Origin of the sequence: Paenibacillus turpanensis, from assembly GCF_011421635.1 — a bacterium.
Lineage (GTDB): Bacteria > Bacillota > Bacilli > Paenibacillales > YIM-B00363 > Paenibacillus_AK > Paenibacillus_AK turpanensis.
The window spans coordinates 13,503-34,887 of the sequence record NZ_WTLI01000028.1 but is presented as its reverse complement, the minus strand read 5'-3'; the positions used below and the strand labels follow the sequence as shown (position 1 = coordinate 34,887).

Below are 21,385 nucleotides of genomic sequence, written 5' to 3'. Positions count from 1 at the left end.
ATGACTACACGTACGATCACCACACACTTTAAGCTTCCTAGATAGCTCTTCCGACGCTCTCAGCAATCTCTACCTATTCGTACCAGTTTCCAGCGCTGAGAGCTTCCTCGATTGCTCAACCAATGCTCGCATTTCACGCTAACTACACATCCGAACAAAGCACCATAAACCCATCAGTGATGCGCAATCCGGTCCCGGCCACTCCTCTACCTCATCGACCACACACATAATACAAATTATTTGTATTGTTTGTTCATCGGACCCCATTCTGGCGCGAGCTTATACAAGTAATTTGTATTGTTTGCTTCCCGGAGGCCATATTTCTTGAATTCTCGCTGAATTATACAAATGATTTGTATTATCGGAGCATCATTTTGAGCTCTGCCCAAAATTAGTACAAATAATTTGTATTATGGTAAATGGGTTCGGTTTCTAGACTGCAATTTATGGGCTCAAGGTGCTTGGTTCAGGGTTAGTGCCCAGGGTCTGGGTTCAGTTTCTTGGTGCAAGGCTCTTGGTTCAGGTTCTTGTTTGGGTTTATTGGTTCGGGTTTCTTCTTTCGGGTTTACTGGTTCTGGTTTCTTGCTCCAGGGTTCTTGGTCCACATCATACATCCGTGCTTCTACCTTGGCGAGCCAGCCAACCTGCTGACTTGTGGAAATTTATATGAGGCAACCTGCGTCTACATGTCTTCTTTATTTTCCAAAGTGCAGCCTCCCTACCCCCACAAAACCACAAAAAAACCGACGACTGCTCAAAGCAGCCATCGGTTCAAACTTCAAAAATCCATTCTCATCGCCTATACATAGGCCGGGTATACCCAGACTCGCCAAAAGCGTGTCTGCACACACTACACTACCTATCGCATACGCCTGTCTCAGACCCTAACAAATCCACTTATCCCTTGCTTACGCGTAAACCGGACGCACCAAATTCGTCTGCTCGCGATTGCGGCCAACCGAGAAAATCGAGATCGGAATGCCCGTCAATTGAGACACACGCTCCAAGTAGTGACGCGCATTGGCCGGCAGATCATCCAACGAACGAGCGCCGCTAACGTCTTCCGTCCAGCCCGGCAGTTCTTCATACACCGGCTCACATTCCGAAAGCTGGTTCAGGCTTGCCGGATACGAATCGATCACTTCGCCGCGGAAACGGTAGGCGGTGCAAATTTTCACCGTCTCCAAACCAGTCAGCACGTCGATCGAGTTCAGCGACAGCCCCGTAATTCCGCTCACGCGGCGGGCATGGCGCACCACGACGCTGTCAAACCAGCCTACGCGGCGCGGACGGCCGGTAACCGTGCCATACTCATGACCCTTCTCCCGGATCAAGTCGCCGATTTCATTGTTCAGCTCCGTCGGGAACGGACCATCGCCGACACGGGTCGTGTAGGCCTTCGCTACCCCGATAATTTGGTGGATCTTCGTCGGGCCAACGCCCGAGCCGATGCACACACCGCCCGCAGACGGGTTAGACGAAGTAACGAACGGATACGTACCGTGGTCGATATCGAGCATAACGCCCTGCGCACCTTCAAACAGCACGCGGCGGCCTTCGTCAATCGCATCGTTCAACACGACGGAGGTGTCCGTCACGTACGGACGAAGCTTTTCCGCATAACCGAGATACTCCTGCAGCACAGGCTCTACATCGAGCCCCTGTGCGCCGTACATCGTCTCAATAAGACGATTTTTCTCCAGCATGACTGCGCGCAGCTTCATTTCAAATTCCGCCGGATCCATCAGATCGGCGATCCGGATTCCGTTGCGGGACGCTTTGTCCATGTAAGCCGGTCCGATACCCTTACGGGTCGTACCGATCTTGTTTGCGCCCTTGCGCTCTTCCTCAAGACCATCCAGCAGCAAATGGTACGGCATAATAACATGCGCACGATCGCTAATTTTCAGGTTATCGGTTGCGAATCCGTTGTCATGAATGTACTCGATTTCCTCGATCAGCGCCTGCGGGTTAATAACCATCCCGTTTCCGATGACGCAAACTTTATTCGAATAAAAAATACCCGACGGTACCATCGTCAGTTTGTATTTCTTGTTGTTGATAATAATCGTATGACCGGCGTTGTTTCCTCCCTGGTAGCGCGCAATCACTTCTGCGCTTTCCGCCAGGTAATCCGTAATCTTTCCTTTTCCTTCGTCCCCCCACTGGGTTCCGACAACAACTACTGTTGACATGCAAATACCTCCTCAAAAGGTAAAGCCAGATTTTCCCGCTTTTGAAGCATTTTCAGTGTATCAGGCGCACCCCAGAAAGTCAATAAAAAATACGAACGATCTAACCACAATGGGCGAAATCGTTCGTATATAATACGAATCTATTTTTATTTACATTGCCATAGGCGCTTCGCCATGTCCCCGATCCAAACTTACGAATTTATTAAAGTTTTTCAGGAAGACCAGCTCCACCGTCCCAACCGGACCGTTACGCTGCTTGGCAATGATAATTTCAATGATGTTCTTTTTCTCCGTATCCTGATTGTAGTAATCGTCACGATACAGGAACGCAACGATATCGGCATCCTGCTCGATCGAACCGGATTCACGAAGGTCAGACATCATCGGACGCTTGTCCTGACGCTGCTCGACGCCACGGCTCAGCTGAGACAGTGCAATGACCGGCACGTTCAATTCCCGCGCGATCTGCTTTAACGTACGGGAAATTTCCGAAACCTCCTGCTGCCGGTTTTCCCCCGCCTTGCCGCGTCCGTGAATCAGCTGCAGGTAATCGATCAGGATCATGCCGAGTCCCTTTTCCTTCTGCAGACGGCGGCATTTCGCACGAATATCGGCTACCGTTACCCCCGGCGTATCATCGATATAAATATTCGCCTCGGAGAGCGCACCGATCGCCATCGTTAGTTTTTCCCAATCATCGCCTTCTAAATACCCGGTTCTCATCCGGCCCGCATCCAAATTCGCCTCGGCGCAAATAATACGCTGCACAAGCTGAGGCGCTGACATCTCAAGGCTAAAGATGGCGACTGTTTCCTTGGCGCGAACGCCGACGTTTTGGGCAACGTTCAGCGCAAACGCCGTCTTCCCTACAGAAGGACGCGCCGCTACGATGATCAAATCGCTTCGCTGGAAGCCGGACGTCATCTTGTCGAGATCCTGAAAGCCGGACGGAATGCCGGTCGTGCCGCCCTTATGATGATAAAGGTGTTCGACCTTCTCGAACACTTCGAGCAGCACATCACGAATCGAAATAAAGCCGCTGCTGCTGCGCCGCTGCGAAATTTCCATAATACGCTGCTCGGCCTCGCTGAGCAGTAAACCTACATCCTCGCCGCTGGAATAGCCATTCGAGGCAATTTGCGTCGCAGTGCGAATTAACCGCCGAAGCATCGATTTCTCTTCGACGACCTGCGCATAATAATCGACGTTGGATGCCGTCGGAACAGACCGCGCCAGCTCGGATAAATATTTGACTCCGCCGACCTCGTCCAAGTTGCCTTGGTCTTTTAAGAACGTCGTCAGGGAGACAAGATCCACCGGCTCGTTCTGCTCCGCCAAGGTGACCATCGCTTCATAGATGATGCCGTGCGCCGCCCGATAAAAATCCTCGGTGCGAATCCGCTCCATCGCGGTAACCAATGCTTCCCCATCGAGTAAAATCGCCCCAAGCACGGCTTGTTCGGCTTCCGTGCTTTGGGGCGGTACCCGGTCCATAAACATTTGATCGTCCATCGGGACCCCTCCGGTCACTCTTCGACAACCTGAACGCTAAACTCGCCGGTTACATCCGGATGCAGCTTAACCTGCACCTTGGTCACACCGAGCGTGCGAATCGGATCGTCGAGTACGATTTTGCGCTTATCTACCTTAAACTTCAACTTTTCCAGCTCATCAGCAATTTGCTTGCTTGTTACCGAACCGAATACGCGGCCGCCTTCGCCGGATTTCACCTTCAGCTTCACAGTGATATCCTTCAGCTGCTCGGCAAGCTTCTTCGCGTCTTCCTTTTCCTGCTCCTTGCGCTTTTCTTCCGCTTTCTTCTGCACTTCAAGCGTTTTTATATTACCTTCCGATGCGAGCTTCACCAAGCCCTTCGGAATGAGAAAATTGTTTGCGTAACCTTCCGATACTTCTTTCACTTCGCCTTTCTTGCCTTGACCCTTAACATCCTTTAAGAAAATGACCTTCATTCGAACAGTCCCTCCTCTTCCATCTCCTGAAGCACCTGCTTCAGTCTTTCTTCGGCTTCTTCAATCGAGCCCTCCAGCTGAACGGCCGCATTCGTTAAATGCCCGCCGCCGCCGAGCCGTTCCATAATGACTTGGACATTGATTTGTCCAAAGGAACGGGCGCTGATCCCGATCAAACCGTCAGTCCGCTCGCAGATGACGAACGAAGCCAGAATACCCTTCATATTCAGCAGTGTATCAGCCACCTGCGCAATGAGCAACTGAGAATATTTGCGTCCCGGCTCCGTCGCCGCAAGCGCAATATGCTCATGAATGACCTCCGTCTGCTTAATAATTTCCGCTTTCTTCATGTACTGCTCCAAATCTTCCTGCAGCAGCTTCTGCACTAAGCCGGAATCGGCGCCGTTGCGCCGCAGAAACGAAGCGGCCTCGAACGTCCGTGCGCCCGTGCGCAGCGAGAAGCTCTTCGTATCGACAACGATGCCTGCCAGCAGCGCCGTCGCTTCCAGCGGCTCCATTTCGATATGCTCCGAAATGTACTGCAGCAGCTCACTCACCAGCTCGCAGGTGGACGAGGCGTACGGCTCCAAGTAGACGAGCATCGCATCGTCGATAAACTCTTCGCCGCGGCGGTGATGATCCACAACGACGACACGGTTCGTGAGGCCCAGCACCTTCGATTCTGTCGCCATGGACGCCTTATGCGTATCGACGACAACGGCCAGCGACCGCTGCGTCGTAATGTGAAGCGCCTGCTCGGGTGAGATGAACCAGCGGTTCAACCGCTCGTCGGCGCCGATCAGCTCCATCAAGCGGTAAATCGACGGGTTCACACCCTCGAGCACAATGTACCCTTCCTTGCCGACCGCCTGCACGGCCTTCAATACCCCTACCGCTGCGCCAATGGAGTCCATATCGGGGATTTTATGCCCCATAATGACCACCTTGTCGCTGTCGCGGATTAAATCGCGCAGCGCGTGCGCAATGACGCGTGCGCGCACTCGGGTGCGCTTCTCCACCGCGTTCGAGCGCCCCCCGTAAAAGGTAACGCGCTGCCCATGGCGGACGGCGACCTGATCGCCGCCGCGCCCCAGCGCAATATCCAAACCCATTTGCGCGAGCTGGCCCATTTCGACCAGGCCATCCGCGCCCGTTCCTACGCCGACGCTAATCGTCAGCGGCAGCTTGTAGTCCGCCGTAATATCGCGCACGTCGTCCAACAGATCAAATTTCGTCTGCTCCAGCTTACGCAGCGTTTTCTGGCTCATCATCAGCAAGTACTTATCCGAGGCCGTACGGCGTAAAAACACCCCGTTTTCCGCCGCCCATTCGGTTATGTGTCCGGTCACCTTGGCCAGCATGACGCTGCGGGATTGATCGTCCATGCCCTGCGTCGCCTCGTCCAGATTATCCAGCATCAGAATACCGATGGCGAGCTTCTCTTCCTCGTATCGCTTCGTTAACCCGGTATACGCACTGATATCGGTAAAAAACAACAGTCTTTCACCGGCCTTTACGATAACCTGATAAGTTTTGGCGCCAATGACGACCTCATGCTTGCCATCCTTCTCCTTCTTGCTCTTGAGCGCCGGAAACAGCTCCACAACCGGGTAACCAATTACCGATTCCTTCGCAAGCATTTCGGCGACAAACGGATTATGCCATTCCACCGCTCTTTCCTCGTTGTACAGCAAGATTCCAATCGGCAGCTCATGCATCACATCCGAGGAAGCCTTTTTAATCCGGTGTGACAACGTGGCCACATATTCATTCATTTCTTTGCGGAACGCCTTTTCCGCCGTAATCGTGTAATATGCCAGAAAGCCGCATAGGAATAATGCCGCCGTTCCTAACAGCCAATGTAATAAATAAAGCAGCGCGGACGATACAAGCATAAAAGCAAACGTCCACACCGTATGCAGCCCGTGCCAACGGGTAAACAGCGTTTTCGGCATGAGATTCCATCCTTACTTTTGCATTCTCTCCCGCAGCGGCATAACGACGTCAAACACACCGAGGATACTGTAAATCGTCATTAAGAATGGTGCGATAAGCAGCAAAATGATAGACCCGATCGGCAGAAGACGTCCCCACCCTTTGACGTGAGCTGCAAAAAATACAAATCCAATCGCCTGAACGGCAAAAGCCAGCATCAGCAGCGGGATTAAGTTCACGAGAATCGTAAACATCAATGAACTCGTGTCCGCGTTGCGGAAAATCAATTCCAAAAACAACGCGATAAGATAATACCATACGATGGACTTCGGAAGTCTCCATTCCCGGAGTGGCTGGAGCTTTGGAAAATCGGGATTGCTTCTTCGCTGCAGCAAGCGGACCACGCCATGTGTAAGGAAGCTGTATACTGTCGCTCCAATAATAATTAGGAACGGAAGCATGCGCACCGTCACCGTTACATACTGATCCACATACTCATTCAGCTGCTGCTCCGTCAGCATCGTCTTCATCAAATTCGGGAATGTCTGAATTCCCTCATGCATAAAGTTCGCAAATTCCTTCGTAATATTAATGCCGCCGGCTGAGGTTAGCAGAAGAGCGAGTAAGGAAACCCCGATTATACTGACGATGCCCGTGGTAATGACGCTGCGTGCCGGTTGATTTCGCTTATACATCCTGCCCATGATGTAGGAAGGAACAATAAAGAGAAGCGAAACGACAGCAAGCGGTCCGGCATATACCCCAAGCAATAAATACAAGACGATCATAACAACAAAATAGTGAACCCAAAAACGTATCGTTTCCAGCTTCACAGCGAGAATGACAGTCGGCACCATAAGCAGCGCCAACGGAATAAATTGAAGCAGCGGGATGTAAACGCCAAGGAGCATTACCAAGTATAGAAAGCTCCAGCCAACGCCCGCGCTGTATTGTTTAAACAACGGCTTCACCTCTTGCGCAAGTGATCTTCCAGGCTGGAAATATCGCCATACCAATCCTCCAGCTGGTGTCCTTCTTTTCGATGTTTTCCAAGCTTCTCCTTCATGGCCTGATCCAGTTGATCATATGGAAGACCCAGCCTGCGGCCCAAAATATAACAGCTTACGACCAAGCTGGCCAAGCTGTCCGTGATTCGGTGGGTGTTCCCGTCCCATATTCCTTTAAACAGCCGCGACATATGATCGAGAACTTCTGTTTTGAGCCATTCCACGATTTTCAGCCGCTTGGCGACGTCCATCTCTTTTTCCATTCTGCTCAACCCCGCTCTCTCCTTACCCATAAAACGCTATAACCTGAATTATACCACAAAAAAGACAGGGAACCATATTCGCCCCCTGCCTGCAGCATTACCAATTATCGAGTGTATCTCGGATCAAGCTGCACATTCGGCTGAATGTCTACCTTGGAATAGCCGGTGGAATGCCATTTTCCATCCTTATCCTGTGACAGCTTCATTTCATATACATAAAAATGTCCCATTTCATAGCTTAACAGATGATATTCATTTTGCCCCGGAAAAGGAACCTTATCGATCGTGTAGATCATCCCGCCGCCTCTACCGTAGGAGCCGGAGCCCCAATAGGAGGAAGCAAGCAGCACTGTCTTTGCTTCGCTTTTCAGCACGGCAATGATATCTTCATTCGTTTCGCCGGCAATCATCGTATCATAAATGTACGAGAAGGTCGGCTTCTCTTTCCAAACCTTCGCGAGCTCTGCTTCTGTTGCGTATAAAGCCTTCGTATATTTCTCCTGGACCTTGGCAATTCCTCTGCAATCAATGCCCATCCGTTCCATATCGCTGACTCGGTAGTATTGAACACTGTCATATGTATTCGTTAAAACTTGATATTCTCCGCCTAAATATTTCGCGCTATACGCCTGCAGCATGTTAAGCTCGATCTGAGCATACACTTGACCGGCCGAATTCGGGTTTTCCGGTTGTCCGTCAAAACGGCTGTTTACATACACGGTTGAAGTTGAAGCATCCCAATTCACATCGATATCAAGCAGCTTACTGAGCACCGTTAACGGCAAATACGTACGATTGTCATAAATGAGCGGCGGTTTTTCCAGCTGCAGCGGTTGACCATCCAAAGCAATCGTAAAGTCCTTCCGCAAAAAGGCTTCCACCTTGGTGACTCCATTGTCCGCCAATACTCCGGCCGAAAAACTTAGTCCGATTAGTGATGCAAGAAATAATGAGCGCTTCCATGTTCGTTTCATGGGGTACCTCCCTACCAAAGCTTACCTCGATTATATCATATTCGACATGATTCGTCGGTAGTTTCATAGAGATTCGTTGAACACCTTAGTTGCGCGGCGCCCACAGCATGACCGCAACACCAATCAGACATATCCCTGCCCCGATCCAATCGTATAGATCCGGAGTTTTTTTATCGACCCACCAGCCCCATAACACCGCAAGCGCGACAAAAACTCCGCCATAAGCGGCATACACTCTCCCAAAGCTGGGGAAGCTTTGCAAGGTCGGGAGAATACCGTACCCGATCAAAATAACACCGCCAAGAAGCCCGTACCATAACGGCCTCGATTCTCTCAACCAAAGCCAGATCATGTACCCCCCGCCGATTTCGGCTAAACCAGCGGCGATAAATAATAGGATTGCAGTACTCATTATGCATCTCCCTCATTTCGATCAGAGTCTACCTTCCCCCTGAGACGGATTCAACAAGCAATTCCTTTCGTGCTTCATCCATAAAAAAAGGATGAACACCGAGGTGTCCACCCTTCCTTCTTGTTCGATCCTACTCCGTAGTGTACGGAAGCAATGCCAGCTGACGGGAGCGCTTAATCGCTGTAGTCAGAGCACGCTGGTACTTTGCGGAAGTACCCGTTACACGACGCGGAAGAATCTTACCGCGCTCGCTGATAAACTTGCGAAGCAAGTCGATATCTTTATAATCAATGTGAGTAATTTTGTTTACTGTGAAGAAACAAACTTTACGACGCTTGCCGCCTCTCTTACCGCGTCCGCCGCCGCCAAAGCTCTTTCTTTCTGGACGGTCATCTCCGCCATCTCTTTGTTTAAAGCTCATCGGTCGTATCTCCTTTCATATCGAAATTCGCTGCCGCTCTTTAGAACGGCAAATCATCATCTGAAATATCAACTGGCTTGCCGTCGTCAAAGAAAGGATCCTGCTGCTTTCCTTTCGGAGACGACCCGTATCCGCCGCCACCGCCTCCACGATTGGAGCCTCCGCCGTAGAACTGGTCGCCCTCATCGCGTCCGGCCGAATTATTGCTGTCCCGCGACTCCAAGAACCGCACATCGTCGGCAACAACTTCCGTTACGTAAACACGCTTTCCTTCGTTGTTGTCGTAGCTGCGCACCTGTAGGCGCCCTTCTACCGCAGCGAGCCGTCCCTTACGCAGAAAGTTTGCACAGTTCTCCGCAAGTCCTCTCCAGGTTACGATCGGGATAAAATCCGCTTCCCTTTCGCCCTGCTGGTTTGAATACGTACGGTTCACAGCCAGCGTAAATTGCGCTACAGCCACACCTGCCGGTGTGTACCGGAGTTCAGGATCTTTCGTTAAGCGGCCAATCAAAACAACACGATTCAGCATACACAATTCCCTCCCGAGTCAAACGCGAATCGGATTCAGCGAAATATTAGGCTACAACGTCTTGAAGAATCAAGAAACGAATAACTTCGTCCGAGATTCTCATCACGCGATCCAGTTCTTTAATAACTTCATTGTTACCTTTGAAGTTTACCAGAACGTAGATCCCGTCACGGATTTTGTTGATCTCGTACGCAAGACGACGCTTGCCCATCACGTTTTGCTTTGTGATTTCGCCGCCGTTGTTGATGATGTTCGCGAACTTCTCGACCGCAGCTTGTACCTGTTGCTCGTCAAGTTCAGGACGAAGAATAAACATCACTTCGTAATTGCGCATTCAACTACACCTCCTTATGGACTATGGCCCCCTATTGGGAGCAAGGAGCGAGGGGTAAAACTCGCACTGTAATACTATAGCAGAACCAAAGCCCGGTGGCAAGTAAAACGTTAATGCTCCCCCTTCCCCGCCAATAATCCCCTCCGATAGTACTGGTTTGAACCGGATAGACTATGTAGTGACTTTAACCAAGGAGGTGAGCGACATGGGTGAGCGCACACAATTTGTTCCCGGCGCCAAGGCACCGAATGACGGCATTTATATGGAAATTGGCGAGGATGATTACGTGATGGGAATTAACAACCCAAAGATCGTTAAACTAAAGAAGGGTGACAAATTCCCGGAGACCACGAACAAGAACCGTCACTGGATTAATAAAAAGAAACACGGCCGCAAAGCATAATCAAAGCCAGCTGCAGTTTTTGTGAATGTCTTCATTCACGTATCATAAACCGATGAGCGCATAAATATAGTCACAGTTAATATGTCATTTTTTATATTCTTAAGTCTGTCTGAAGCATTAAAAAATCCTCCGCATGTTCTGCGGAGGACCATCGTCTTATGTATGGCGGAGAGAGTGGGATTCGAACCCACGCACGCTTTGACACGCCTAGCTGATTTCGAGTCAGCCCCCTTGGGCCTCTTGGGTACCTCTCCAAAAAAATGCCTTTTTTAACGGGCAGGATTTATTGTACCACCCTCAGGCACAAAATGCAACGGCTTGTTTCAAGAAATGTTTTACAGCATCAGTGCCTTTTTCTCTTCATCTGTCGCATGTCGTACGATCTTTTTTAACTTCTTTTCAAACTTGGAACGGGGAATCAGCACGCTGTGCTGGCAGCCCGTACATTTGATCCGAATATCCATGCCCATCCGGATAATTTGCATTTCATTGGTCCCGCAAGGATGCGGCTTCTTCATAACGACCATATCACCTAAGCCAAACTGTTTCGGCTCCATTCCCCTATTCCCCTCACCCGTCTATTCCAGCATTCTTGTATATTGAACCATCTTCGGATAAGGAATTTCAATTCCTTCCCGTTCAAGCGCATACTTAATTTCTTTGTTCGCTCTTCGAGCAATCGGGAAGTGTGTCATTGGTTTGCATTCCGCCGTTACACGAATGACTACCTCCGAAGCCCCTAACGCTTGTACGCCGAGCACCTCCGGCTCCTTCACCATATCCGGGCTATCCTTATAAATGACAGCCATCGTTTCCTTAATGACTTCCATCGCCTTATCTACATTTTCTTCATAAGCAATCGATACGTCAATAACCGCAAGCGAATTGTTCACGGAGAAGTTCGTGACCTGATTAATGGAGCCATTCGGAATAATATGTATTTCTCCGGTCCAGCTCTTAATCCGGGTCACCCGCAAGCCGATCTCTTCGACGGTACCCTTGACCTGATCGATTTGTACGACATCGCCTACCGAAAAATGATCCTCGAATATAATGAAGAAACCGGTAATTACGTCCTTCACTAAGCTCTGCGCCCCAAAACCGATGGCAAGACCGACAACCCCGGCCCCCGCGAGCAATGGACCCAGTTTAAAATCAAGCTGCGATAAAATCATTAAGATCGTCAGAAAGTTGATCGTATAGGTAAGTACATTATTAATCAGCTTGCCGATCGTCTTCGTCCTTCTTGCATCAAATTTCAGAGGAGTTTGCTCTCTCTCAATCACCATGCGATGGATCACCTTTGAAGAGATCCTTAAAATAATTCTGCCGCCAATATAAATGGCAATAATTTTTATAATGGCATAAAGGACGTTCAGCCACATTTCCGTATTCGTAAAAAAGGCAAACACCTGATCCCGAACCGAAGTGAGCTGGAGCGCCTCAAACAGCCACCCTTCCGCATTTCCAATCAACAATGATCAGCCTCCCTCGTCGTTGTAGTTTGCCGTCGCTTCTTCGATCGTAACATATTTCCCATCCTTTTTGAAATAAACACCGCGGATTTCCACTTTTTCTTCCTTAATAATATGCTTTACTTCCTCTAACTTATTTGTCGGAAATTCAATAGAAAGAGCACAGCCGGCCGTTACTTCCTTCGGCGTCGGTCTGATATCTATTTCAATCTCGGCATATTCCAGCAGCATCTCCGCCCGCAGCGCCTGCTGGGTGGAATCAAACGCTAGAAGCATCGGATCCATTTCGCTCCCCCTTTTGACCAAAATAAATTCATAATCTCTTAAATACCACGTATAAATAGTCATACAGATTTCCATACTAGAATTAACAATTAGACCCGCCCCATCCCCTTGATGGCTCAAGGTCTTTATCCTACCAAATGAAACTCATCGGTAACCTAGTGGAGGTCTTATGAATTTTTCGTTTCCGTTTACTTCTAAAAAAACGTTCGAACCGATGAAAGTGCTTCATTCCGAACCCAACAGTCTTTTCCTGATTTCTAACCAGCTGCAAACTCTCTTTCAAAATGTGCCTGCAGAACGCGAAATTGTCATCGTTTGTGTGGGTACGGATCGTTCGACCGGAGATGCATTGGGCCCCTTGGTTGGCAGCAGGCTGGAGAAAAAGGGCTACACCTTGTTCGGCACGCTGGATGAACCGGTTCATGCCATGAATCTCGCTGAAACCATTACCACACTTCAGCAGCGCTATCACAACCCGTATGTGGTTGCTATCGATGCTTGTCTTGGACAGTTAGCCAGCATTGGCTGCATTCAAATTGGAGAAGGCCCCGTAAAGCCGGGAGCCGGTGTACATAAAGAGCTGCCCCCTGTCGGAGACATTCATGTGACCGGCATCGTAAACGTAGGCGGATTTATGGAGTACTTTGTTTTGCAAAATACGAGGTTGAATTTAGTTGTAAAAATGGCGGACCTAATCGCTGATTCGCTGCATCTTGCGCTTTCTTCTACTCGTCGCTATTCGGTAGCTAAGGCTTGACGAATCGCTTCCTTTTCCTCGGGAGAAAGGTGAAACGGTGATTCTCCTTTTACAAGCGGCTTCGCGTATACATAGCTTTCTTCGCGCCCGCGGATTCCGCTAAGCACATAACCATCCTGCAACTCATTGACAACCGCTAAGGAAAAGCTTTGATTGTTTCCGTGATCAGCAAATGCATTGTAACGGATCATCGCTGCTTTTCCTTTCATTGTTTTTAGCGTTCCGTTCAGGGTGTCTAGTTGATTCGTCTGCTTAACCGTGAGCTGCTCTACTTTTTCGATTCGCTGTCTTAACTCGTGAATGGCTTCATCCAAATTGGTTACACCCGAATGCCCTATAAGTCCTGTGAGCTTTCTTTTGAGCGAAGCCCCTTGTCTCCATAAGCCGATCACGGCAATACATAGTACCGCACTCAGCAAAATTAAGGCTGCAATGATTTCTTCGATGAAGGCTTCCATCCCATCTCCTCTTTCATTTACCGGTAATGTTGTTCAATTTCTTTCATGGCGGCGATAAAGTCATCCACTTCTTGTTCAGTCGTGAAATAGCCGACACTAGAACGAACGGCACCTTTCTCCATCGTACCCGCCGCTTCATGTGCCAAAGGCGTACAGTGATACCCTGCCCGCACTGCGATCGAATACGATTGATCCAAAATAAATGCGATTTCCGATGAGTCGGCCTTCTCTAGGGTAAACGAAACAATTCCTGTTCGCGGCTCGCCAAGCTCCGGTCCAAGAAGACGAATGCCTTGGACTTGTGACAATCCGTTCATTAGCCTTTGTGTCAGTCCCCATTCTTTAGTATGGATGGTTTCAACACTCTCATTCAAAATGAAGCGAACCCCTTCAAGAAGCCCTGCAATTCCCGGCGTGTTTGGCGTACCCGATTCATATCGATCCGGTCTGACAAGAGGCTGCTCGATGCGTTCCGACTGGCTCCCCGTCCCCCCGTGAAGTAGTGGCACCAGATCAAGCTCAGGAGATATGTACAGCCCTCCCGTTCCCTGCGGCCCAAGAAGCCCCTTATGGCCTGGGAAAGCCAGCATGTCAATCTCAAGGGCTTGAACGTCAATCGGGAGCACTCCAGCCGTTTGAGCGGCGTCTACGAGCATCTTAACCCCCTTCTCTTTTGTCACCTCGCGCAGCTGTGCAAGCGGAAGTATACTCCCCAGAAGGTTTGAGCTATGATTACAAACAAGCAGGGTTGTATTTTCGCGAATCGATTCACGGACCTCATCAATTGAAATGGATCCTCTTTCATCGGCAGCCAGATACGTCACTTCCACCCCTATGGTCTGCTTCAAAAATTCCAACGGTCTGCGAACGGAGTTGTGTTCTACCATCGTACAAATCACATGATCGCCTGGCTTCACAAATCCTTTAATCGCTAAGTTTAGAGCTGCCGTTGTGTTCAAGGTGAAGGCAATATCATTCGGGTTTTTAATACGAAACAATTTAGCCAGCGACTTTCTCGTGTCGAATAAGATTCGGCTCGCCTCTACCGCCATCCGGTGACTGCCTCTTCCGGGGTTTGCGGCCACCTCTGTCACTGCTCTTCCCATTGCCTCGGCAACTCCAGGAGCTTTCGGCCATGAAGATGCGGCGTTATCAAAGTATTTTATCATCCGTTAAACCACCTTTACGTGGGCCTATGTAAGGAAACAGAGCATACCGTGCTGACGGTTGTTCACCGTCTGCTCGATATGCCCCACTGTTTTCGCTCGTTGTTGTTATGAAGATATTTTTCCTTGAAACATCTCTAACAAACGTTCCAAATCTTCCTTGGTATAGTACGAGAACTCAATCTTCCCGCGATCTTTTTGGTGCTTAATTTTTACACTTGTCCGGAACGTTTCCCGCAAATATTCTTCCTGTTCGCGGATGTACGGGTCATTCTTTTTCTCTTTAGCGGTAGGTTTTTGCTGCTGCTTCTTCTCATCCAGCATACCTACACGCTCTTCAAGCTCACGAACACTCCACTGCTCTTCAATTGCCTTTTGAGCAATGTCTGTCATTTGCTTCTCGTTTTTCATGCCGGCAATGACCTTCGCATGCCCCATCGAAAATGTTCCACGTGAAACAAATTGTTGGATTTGCTTCGGCAGCTGCAGCAAGCGCAAGAAGTTCGCGATATGCGAACGCGATTTGCCGACCTTAACCGACAGCTCTTCCTGCGTCAATTGAAACGTATCGATTAACGATTGGTAGGCCAGCGCAATCTCCAGAGAGTTCAGATCCTCACGCTGCAGGTTTTCAATTAGGGCAATTTCCATAACCTGCTGATCGGAAAATTTACGTACGACAGCAGGGATTGTTGCTAATCCTGAAAGCTGCGCCGCACGCCAGCGTCGTTCCCCGGCAATAATTTCGTATCCCTTGAGAACACTGCGGACGATAATCGGCTGAATTACACCATGCTCTTTAATCGAAGCAGCAAGATCATTGATCGCATGTTCGTCGAAGTTTTTACGCGGCTGATACGGGTTTGCCCGCAGTTGTGTAACCGGAACCTCAATCACTTTGTCGTCTTCATTAATATGGAGGGAAGGAATTAAAGCATCTAATCCTTTACCGAGACGTTTACTCAACATGCAACACTTCCTTTGCAAGCTCCAAGTAGACTTCTGCACCCTTCGACTTCGGATCGTAAGTGATGATCGATTGGCCATGAGACGGCGCTTCACTTAAGCGTACATTTCTTGGAATAATCGTTTGATAAACCTTTTGCTGAAAATATTTCTTTACTTCTTCAATCACTTGGATGCCAAGATTCGTTCTTGCATCAAACATGGTCAACAACACTCCTTCAATCTGAAGTGAAGTATTCAAATGTTTCTGCACCAAGCGAACCGTATTCAAAAGCTGGCTGAGTCCCTCCAACGCGTAGTACTCACATTGAATTGGGATAATAACCGAATTGGCAGCCGTCAACGAATTGACTGTGAGCATACCTAAAGAAGGCGGACAATCAATCAAGATATAGTCAAACATCGTATTAACTTGCTGCAGCGATTTTTTTAAGCGTACTTCACGAGAAATCGTCGGAACAAGCTCGATCTCCGCCCCTGCCAGCTGTATCGTTGCCGGAATGATTTTCAGGTTCGGTAAATTTGTGTCCATCATAGCGTCCTTCGGGTGAACGTCATTTATGAGAACATCATATATACAATGAGCTACATCCGCTTTATTGATGCCGATCCCACTGGTCGTATTCCCCTGCGGGTCGATATCAACTAACAGAACTTTTTTTCCTAACGAAGCCAGTGAAGCGCCCAGGTTTACCGATGTTGTCGTTTTACCGACACCACCTTTTTGGTTCGTGATTGCAATTATTTTTGCCAAAAGTCGTTCACCTCAAGAACTGAAAAATTCCGAAAGAAAAAGCGGCTTTCCGCCGCTCGCCACTGCGCAATTTGTAATTGTCAGGATGGCCGTTTCGGGATATGAATAATAATTTCGTAGTGGTCCTCGTGATCCTGTTCTTTCGTCTGAATGGGCAGTCCCGAACCTGATACCATTTCAACAGATTGTCGAATCGTGTTTACCGCTAAGCGGACATCCTTTGAAAACGAAACTCTTCTTACCTTCTTTATTTTAGAGGATTCTAGATAAAAGGCAACCCTTGTTTCCGTCTGTTTTACGTTTAGTTCCTTTGCAATAATTTCCTCAAGGACTTTAACCTGCATTTCCTCGCTATCAAGCGCCAACAAAGCCCTAGCATGCCGTTCCGTTATTTTCCGTTCCAATAGTGCTTGCTTCACTGGATCGCATAGCTGCAGCAAACGAATCTTATTTGCAATGGTCGACTGGCTTTTCCCAAGACGCTGCGCTAAGCTTTCCTGGGTAAGTTGATGAAGCTCTATCAGCTGCTGATACGCAAGCGCTTCTTCAATGGATGTAAGCCCTTCTCGCTGCAGATTCTCTATTAACGCAATGGAAGCTGCCTGAGAGTCGTTGATTTCACGAATAATACCGGGAATCGTCGGTAATCCCAGTTTTTTCACAGCACGCAAGCGACGTTCACCGGCAATGAGTTCGAATGTATTGTTACGTACCCGTACAATGATTGGTTGAACGACACCATGAGTTTTAATGGTTTGGCATAATTCCTCTAAACGATCATCGTCGAAAACTGTTCTAGGTTGATAAGGACTAGGAACAATTTGGTCAACAGGAAGCTGCTTCACTTCATCCGCCTGCGAACGTTGTTCTTGGATGCCGAATAGTTTGCTTATTTGTTCTTTCATGACCTAACCCACCTATCTTCATCGCTCATCACTATATCTACTAATAAATTCGATATCCTTTTGCAATTCTCCTGCCTAAATCTTAGAAGTTCACAAAAAAGAAAAGCCCGCATTGCGGGCAAATTGTTCCACGTGAAACATTAAAGTATCGGTGTCTTAGCAGGAACGCCTGCTTTGCGAGGATACTTTTTGGGTGTCGGCGCAGTTTTCTGGATTTGGATGAGATGTCTTTCCGACTGCTCTACCGGAAGTGTTAGAGAGTCAACCGTCACTAATTTGCCGTTTAATTCCTTCAAGCTCCGCTTCGCTTCGTCAATTTCAGCGGTCGGATCTGAACCCTTCATAGCGACAAACAAACCACCCGTCTTAGTGAACGGCAAACATAACTCGTTTAAAATGTTGAGTTTCGCAACGGCTCTCGCTGTCACAAGATCAAACTGATCACGGAGCTCCGGTTTCACACCTGCATCCTCTGCTCTGCCATGAACACAATATACGTTAGTTAGTCCCAGGCTCGAAGAAACATGCTCTAAGAATGAAATGCGCTTTTGCAAGGAATCAATAATGGTTACCTTGAGATGAGGATAAGCGATTTTTAAGGGGATACTCGGAAAACCTGCCCCAGAACCAATGTCGGCTAAAGACTGAGTGTTCTTCAAATCAACATAAAACGATAACGTGAGAGAATCGTAAAAGTGTTTCACGTAAACCTGTTCTCGTTCCGTTATCCCTGTCAGGTTCATTTTTTCATTCCACTCAACCAGCAGCTTGAAGTACGTTTCATATTGCACCAGTTGTTGCGCGGAAAGCGACAATCCTTTATCCGACGTTAATCCAGTAAATAAACGTTGAACTTCGTCCATCATGAACCTCTCGCAGCCACGACACGATTATAGTGCTCCAAATACACAAGAAGAATCGAGATGTCGGCCGGTGTCACGCCAGAAATCCTTGATGCTTGACCGATCGAAATCGGACGAATCGTGGACAGCTTTTGCTTCGCTTCCGTTGCGATTCCGTGAACCTCGAAGTAATCAATATCCTCCGGGATCTTTTTCTGATCCATCTTCGCCAAACGTTCCACCTGAGCTAACTGTTTCTCAATATAACCGGAATATTTAATTTGAATTTCAACCTGTTCTTTCATTTCATCCGTTAATTCAATCTCTGAGGGGGACAGCTGTTCAATATGCGTATACGTCACTTCTGGTCGGCGGAGCAGCATCGCTGCATCGACTGAATTGGTCAGCGGAGCCGTGTTCAGTTCAGCTAACAACGCCTGAACGTGCTCCTCCGGACGAATTTTAGTTTTTTGCAGGCGCTCCACCTCTGCCGTGACGTAATCCTTTTTCTGTTGGAAACGCTGATAACGCTCCTCCGGAATTAATCCGATTTCATAACCAATCGGCGTCAAACGCAAGTCGGCGTTGTCATGTCGAAGCAGCAAACGATATTCAGCACGAGAAGTAAGCAAACGGTACGGTTCACTCGTCCCCTTGGTAACAAGATCATCGATCAATACCCCAATATAACCTTGAGAGCGATCAATAATGACCGGCTCTTTCCCCTGCACCTTCCGCGCTGCGTTAATACCGGCCATGATTCCTTGCCCAGCTGCTTCTTCATATCCCGAAGTGCCGTTGATTTGACCAGCTGTAAATAATCCTTGAATCCGCTTTGTTTCTAAAGACGGCCAGAGCTGAGTAGGTACAACCGCATCATATTCAATCGCATAACCGGTACGCATCATTTTTACATTTTCCATACCTGGGATGGATCTTAGGATGTTAAGCTGCACATCTTCCGGCATACTGGTGGAAAGGCCCTGTACATAATATTCCGCTGTATTGCGGCCTTCCGGCTCCAAAAATATTTGATGCTTCGGCTTATCCGCAAACCGAACAATTTTATCTTCGATAGAAGGACAATAACGCGGGCCGGTCCCTTCGATCGCCCCAGAGAACATCGGTGCGCGGTGAAGATTATCATTAATGATTTGATGCGTATTGCCGCTTGTGTAGGTCAGCCAGCATGGGAGCTGTTCGGCTTCAGGTCCTTCCACTGTTTCATAGGAAAAGAACTTCGGCTCCGCATCTCCAGGCTGAATTTCCGTCTTGGAAAAATCTATCGAATCTTTGTGTACACGCGGAGGCGTACCCGTCTTAAATCGAACAAGCTCCAAGCCAAGCTCCTTGAGATGCTGTGAAAGCGTAACAGACGGCTGCTGATTGTTTGGACCACTTTCGTACATCAGCTCACCGATGATAACTTTCCCCCGTAAATAAGTACCCGTCGTTAATACGATGGCGTTACCAAAATATTGCGCACCCGTTTTCGTTTCCACGCCATATACACGATCACCCTCAACCAACAAGCGTTCCACCATGCCTTGGCGAAGAGTTAAGTTCGGAGTTTTTTCGATCGTTTCTTTCATCGTTTGCTGATATAAAAACTTATCCGCTTGCGCTCTCAGTGCATGAACGGCCGGGCCTTTGCCGGTATTCAGCATGCGCATCTGAATAAAGGTTTTATCAATGTTGCGGCCCATCTCGCCGCCAAGGGCATCAATTTCACGTACGACATGTCCCTTGGCAGGTCCGCCAATAGATGGGTTACAAGGCATAAATGCAACCATATCCAAGTTTATGGTAACTAATAACGTGCTGCAGCCCATGCGTGCAGAAGCTAAAGCAGCTTCACATCCGGCATGACCGGCACCGATTACGATGACATCAAATTGTCCGGCATCATATCCCATGCTTCCTACCTCTTTCGTGCGGTTTTTCTTCATTTGATTATTTTCCTAAACAAAACTGGGAGAAAATTTGATCGATCAACGAATCGCTGACCGAATCCCCAATGATTTCCCCCAAACGTTCCCACGCCGTTCGAATATCAATTTGGATCATATCGATCGGTACCTTCATTTCAACGGCACCCACCGCTTCCTCCAATGCGCTCTTTGCCTGCTTTAACAGCTGCACATGTCTTACATTACTAACATAGGTAAAATCGGCAGATTCTAAGCCGCCCGAGAAAAATAATCCGGTAATCGACTTTTCCAGTTGGTCCATCCCTTCTTGAGTACGTACCGACATTTGTACGATACGCTCCTCTTCCATTCGGGACGTTACTTTCGTTAGATCGATTTTTTGAGGCAAATCAGTTTTATTTAAAATCACGATGCATTGTCGGTCCTTAAGCTGATCCAGCAGTACAATTTCATCCGGCTCTAGCTCCGAATTCGAGTTCAACACCAGCAGTACGAGATCCGCTTCGGCAAGCGCCGAACGCGACCGCTCTACGCCGATCTGTTCCACCACATCCGCAGTTTCCCGAATTCCGGCTGTATCCAGCAGTCTTAGCGGGATCCCTTTTATTGTAACATACTCCTCAATGACATCCCTTGTCGTACCCGGAATATCGGTAACAATCGCCCGATTTTCCTGCGCCAACGCATTTAATAATGATGATTTCCCTACATTCGGTTTACCAACAATGACCGTTGTAATTCCTTCACGCAGCAGCTTGCCCTGCTCCGCTGTTTTCAGCAAGCCCTCGATCGTTGTTATCGCTCCCTCGCATTTGTCCGAGATAAACGCGTTGGTTAATTCCTCTACATCATGCTCGGGGTAATCAATATTCACTTCGATATGGGCCATCGTTTCCACAAGCGTATGCCGCAGCTCTTGAATCCGCTTGGATAGAGCCCCTTCGGCCTGCTTCATGGCGATTTGAAAGGCACGATCCGATTTCGACCGGATCAAGTCCATCACCGCTTCGGCCTGGGACAAGTCAATCCTGCCATTGAGAAATGCCCGTTTCGTAAATTCACCAGGCTCCGCCAACCGAACCGGCTGCTCAAGCAGCAAATCAAGTACCTTTTTGACCGAAACAATACCGCCGTGGCAGCTAATTTCAACAACATCCTCCATCGTAAACGAACGGGGCGCCCTCATTACCGTGACCAGCGCTTCCTCCAGCTTGTCCCCCGTCTTCGGGTTGACGATCGAGCCATAGTGAACGGTATGGGACTCCACCTTCGTCAGCTTTCGTTTGCCCTTGAATAGGGGTTCTACGATCGGAACAGCATCGTTCCCGCTCACCCGTATAACAGCAATTCCACCCTCACCCAGTGGTGTCGATATTGCAGCAATCGTATCCGTAAGCATAATT

The 21,385-nt window shown here is 48.6% G+C and carries 24 protein-coding genes and 1 tRNA gene; 2 read left to right on the top strand and 23 right to left on the bottom strand.

The window, feature by feature from the left end:
- Window positions 1-908: 908 nt before the first annotated feature.
- The 11 genes from GQS10_RS20775 to rpsF form a co-directional block, all read right to left on the bottom strand.
- Entirely contained in the window at window positions 909-2,195 is a 1,287-nt protein-coding gene (locus GQS10_RS20775) for an adenylosuccinate synthase (protein ID WP_166245845.1), read from the bottom strand.
- Between the two features lie 150 nt (window positions 2,196-2,345).
- Entirely contained in the window at window positions 2,346-3,707 is a 1,362-nt protein-coding gene (gene dnaB, locus GQS10_RS20770) for a replicative DNA helicase (protein WP_166245843.1), read from the bottom strand.
- Between the two features lie 14 nt (window positions 3,708-3,721).
- Window positions 3,722-4,165 carry a 50S ribosomal protein L9 gene (gene rplI, locus GQS10_RS20765; protein WP_166245841.1) on the bottom strand — a complete coding sequence of 148 codons (444 nt, stop codon included), beginning with the start codon at window positions 4,163-4,165 and terminating at the stop codon, window positions 3,722-3,724.
- Entirely contained in the window at window positions 4,162-6,120 is a 1,959-nt protein-coding gene (locus GQS10_RS20760; protein WP_166245839.1) for a DHH family phosphoesterase, read from the bottom strand. Before GQS10_RS20760 ends, rplI begins: the two co-directional genes overlap by 4 nt.
- A gap of 12 nt (window positions 6,121-6,132) precedes the next feature.
- The gene (locus tag GQS10_RS20755; RefSeq protein WP_166245837.1) at window positions 6,133-7,062 is read right to left on the bottom strand and encodes a DUF2232 domain-containing protein; all 930 of its coding nucleotides are present in this window, start codon (window positions 7,060-7,062) and stop codon (window positions 6,133-6,135) included.
- A gap of 5 nt (window positions 7,063-7,067) precedes the next feature.
- Window positions 7,068-7,370 (bottom strand): MazG-like family protein, encoded by a 303-nt coding sequence (locus GQS10_RS20750; RefSeq protein WP_166245905.1) that lies wholly within the window; start codon window positions 7,368-7,370, stop codon window positions 7,068-7,070.
- A gap of 104 nt (window positions 7,371-7,474) precedes the next feature.
- Window positions 7,475-8,344 carry a copper amine oxidase N-terminal domain-containing protein gene (locus tag GQS10_RS20745; protein WP_166245835.1) on the bottom strand — a complete coding sequence of 290 codons (870 nt, stop codon included), beginning with the start codon at window positions 8,342-8,344 and terminating at the stop codon, window positions 7,475-7,477.
- 85 nt (window positions 8,345-8,429) lie between these two features.
- Window positions 8,430-8,756: a YnfA family protein gene (locus tag GQS10_RS20740; protein WP_166245833.1), complete on the bottom strand. Its 327-nt coding sequence runs from the start codon at window positions 8,754-8,756 to the stop codon at window positions 8,430-8,432.
- A gap of 130 nt (window positions 8,757-8,886) precedes the next feature.
- Window positions 8,887-9,177, bottom strand: a complete 291-nt coding sequence (gene rpsR / locus GQS10_RS20735) for a 30S ribosomal protein S18 (protein ID WP_166245831.1) — start codon at window positions 9,175-9,177, stop codon at window positions 8,887-8,889.
- Between the two features lie 40 nt (window positions 9,178-9,217).
- Window positions 9,218-9,706 carry a single-stranded DNA-binding protein gene (ssb, locus tag GQS10_RS20730; protein WP_166245829.1) on the bottom strand — a complete coding sequence of 163 codons (489 nt, stop codon included), beginning with the start codon at window positions 9,704-9,706 and terminating at the stop codon, window positions 9,218-9,220.
- A gap of 46 nt (window positions 9,707-9,752) precedes the next feature.
- The gene (gene rpsF / locus GQS10_RS20725) at window positions 9,753-10,040 is read right to left on the bottom strand and encodes a 30S ribosomal protein S6 (protein WP_166245827.1); all 288 of its coding nucleotides are present in this window, start codon (window positions 10,038-10,040) and stop codon (window positions 9,753-9,755) included.
- 205 nt (window positions 10,041-10,245) lie between these two features.
- Here rpsF and GQS10_RS20720 point away from each other — a divergent pair, with 205 nt between their 5' ends.
- On the top strand, window positions 10,246-10,443 hold the full coding sequence (locus GQS10_RS20720) for a YjzC family protein (protein WP_166245825.1): 198 nt from the start codon (window positions 10,246-10,248) through the stop codon (window positions 10,441-10,443).
- A gap of 163 nt (window positions 10,444-10,606) precedes the next feature.
- Here GQS10_RS20720 and GQS10_RS20715 read toward each other — a convergent pair.
- The 4 genes from GQS10_RS20715 to GQS10_RS20700 form a co-directional block, all read right to left on the bottom strand.
- A tRNA-Ser gene (locus tag GQS10_RS20715) sits at window positions 10,607-10,697 on the bottom strand.
- A gap of 81 nt (window positions 10,698-10,778) precedes the next feature.
- Window positions 10,779-11,000, bottom strand: a complete 222-nt coding sequence (locus GQS10_RS20710; protein WP_166245823.1) for a DUF951 domain-containing protein — start codon at window positions 10,998-11,000, stop codon at window positions 10,779-10,781.
- Between the two features lie 21 nt (window positions 11,001-11,021).
- The gene (locus tag GQS10_RS20705; protein ID WP_166245821.1) at window positions 11,022-11,921 is read right to left on the bottom strand and encodes a mechanosensitive ion channel family protein; all 900 of its coding nucleotides are present in this window, start codon (window positions 11,919-11,921) and stop codon (window positions 11,022-11,024) included.
- Between the two features lie 3 nt (window positions 11,922-11,924).
- Window positions 11,925-12,194: a putative Se/S carrier protein gene (locus GQS10_RS20700; RefSeq protein ID WP_166245903.1), complete on the bottom strand. Its 270-nt coding sequence runs from the start codon at window positions 12,192-12,194 to the stop codon at window positions 11,925-11,927.
- A gap of 178 nt (window positions 12,195-12,372) precedes the next feature.
- Between GQS10_RS20700 and yyaC the strand changes: the two genes are divergently transcribed.
- The gene (gene yyaC, locus GQS10_RS20695; protein WP_166245819.1) at window positions 12,373-12,960 is read left to right on the top strand and encodes a spore protease YyaC; all 588 of its coding nucleotides are present in this window, start codon (window positions 12,373-12,375) and stop codon (window positions 12,958-12,960) included.
- Here the strand turns inward: yyaC and GQS10_RS20690 are convergent.
- The 8 genes from GQS10_RS20690 to mnmE form a co-directional block, all read right to left on the bottom strand.
- Window positions 12,939-13,418, bottom strand: coding sequence for a DUF4446 family protein (locus GQS10_RS20690; protein WP_166245817.1), 480 nt, complete (start codon window positions 13,416-13,418; stop codon window positions 12,939-12,941). The two genes, yyaC and GQS10_RS20690, sit on opposite strands and share 22 nt — an antisense overlap.
- 17 nt (window positions 13,419-13,435) lie before the next feature.
- Window positions 13,436-14,587, bottom strand: a complete 1,152-nt coding sequence (locus GQS10_RS20685; protein ID WP_166245815.1) for an aminotransferase class V-fold PLP-dependent enzyme — start codon at window positions 14,585-14,587, stop codon at window positions 13,436-13,438.
- A 105-nt stretch (window positions 14,588-14,692) separates the two neighbouring features.
- Window positions 14,693-15,550 carry a ParB/RepB/Spo0J family partition protein gene (locus tag GQS10_RS20680; protein ID WP_166245901.1) on the bottom strand — a complete coding sequence of 286 codons (858 nt, stop codon included), beginning with the start codon at window positions 15,548-15,550 and terminating at the stop codon, window positions 14,693-14,695.
- Window positions 15,543-16,304 carry a ParA family protein gene (locus GQS10_RS20675; RefSeq protein ID WP_166245813.1) on the bottom strand — a complete coding sequence of 254 codons (762 nt, stop codon included), beginning with the start codon at window positions 16,302-16,304 and terminating at the stop codon, window positions 15,543-15,545. The genes GQS10_RS20680 and GQS10_RS20675 overlap by 8 nt, the downstream gene beginning before the upstream one ends.
- Before the next feature lie 80 nt (window positions 16,305-16,384).
- Window positions 16,385-17,209: a nucleoid occlusion protein gene (gene noc / locus GQS10_RS20670; RefSeq protein WP_166245811.1), complete on the bottom strand. Its 825-nt coding sequence runs from the start codon at window positions 17,207-17,209 to the stop codon at window positions 16,385-16,387.
- Between the two features lie 140 nt (window positions 17,210-17,349).
- Window positions 17,350-18,072: a 16S rRNA (guanine(527)-N(7))-methyltransferase RsmG gene (gene rsmG / locus GQS10_RS20665; RefSeq protein WP_166245809.1), complete on the bottom strand. Its 723-nt coding sequence runs from the start codon at window positions 18,070-18,072 to the stop codon at window positions 17,350-17,352.
- The gene (gene mnmG, locus GQS10_RS20660) at window positions 18,072-19,967 is read right to left on the bottom strand and encodes a tRNA uridine-5-carboxymethylaminomethyl(34) synthesis enzyme MnmG (RefSeq protein WP_166245899.1); all 1,896 of its coding nucleotides are present in this window, start codon (window positions 19,965-19,967) and stop codon (window positions 18,072-18,074) included. Before mnmG ends, rsmG begins: the two co-directional genes overlap by 1 nt.
- Before the next feature lie 37 nt (window positions 19,968-20,004).
- A complete protein-coding gene (mnmE, locus tag GQS10_RS20655; protein WP_166245807.1) occupies window positions 20,005-21,381 on the bottom strand; it encodes a tRNA uridine-5-carboxymethylaminomethyl(34) synthesis GTPase MnmE in 1,377 nt (458 codons plus the stop codon).
- Window positions 21,382-21,385 lie beyond the last annotated feature (4 nt).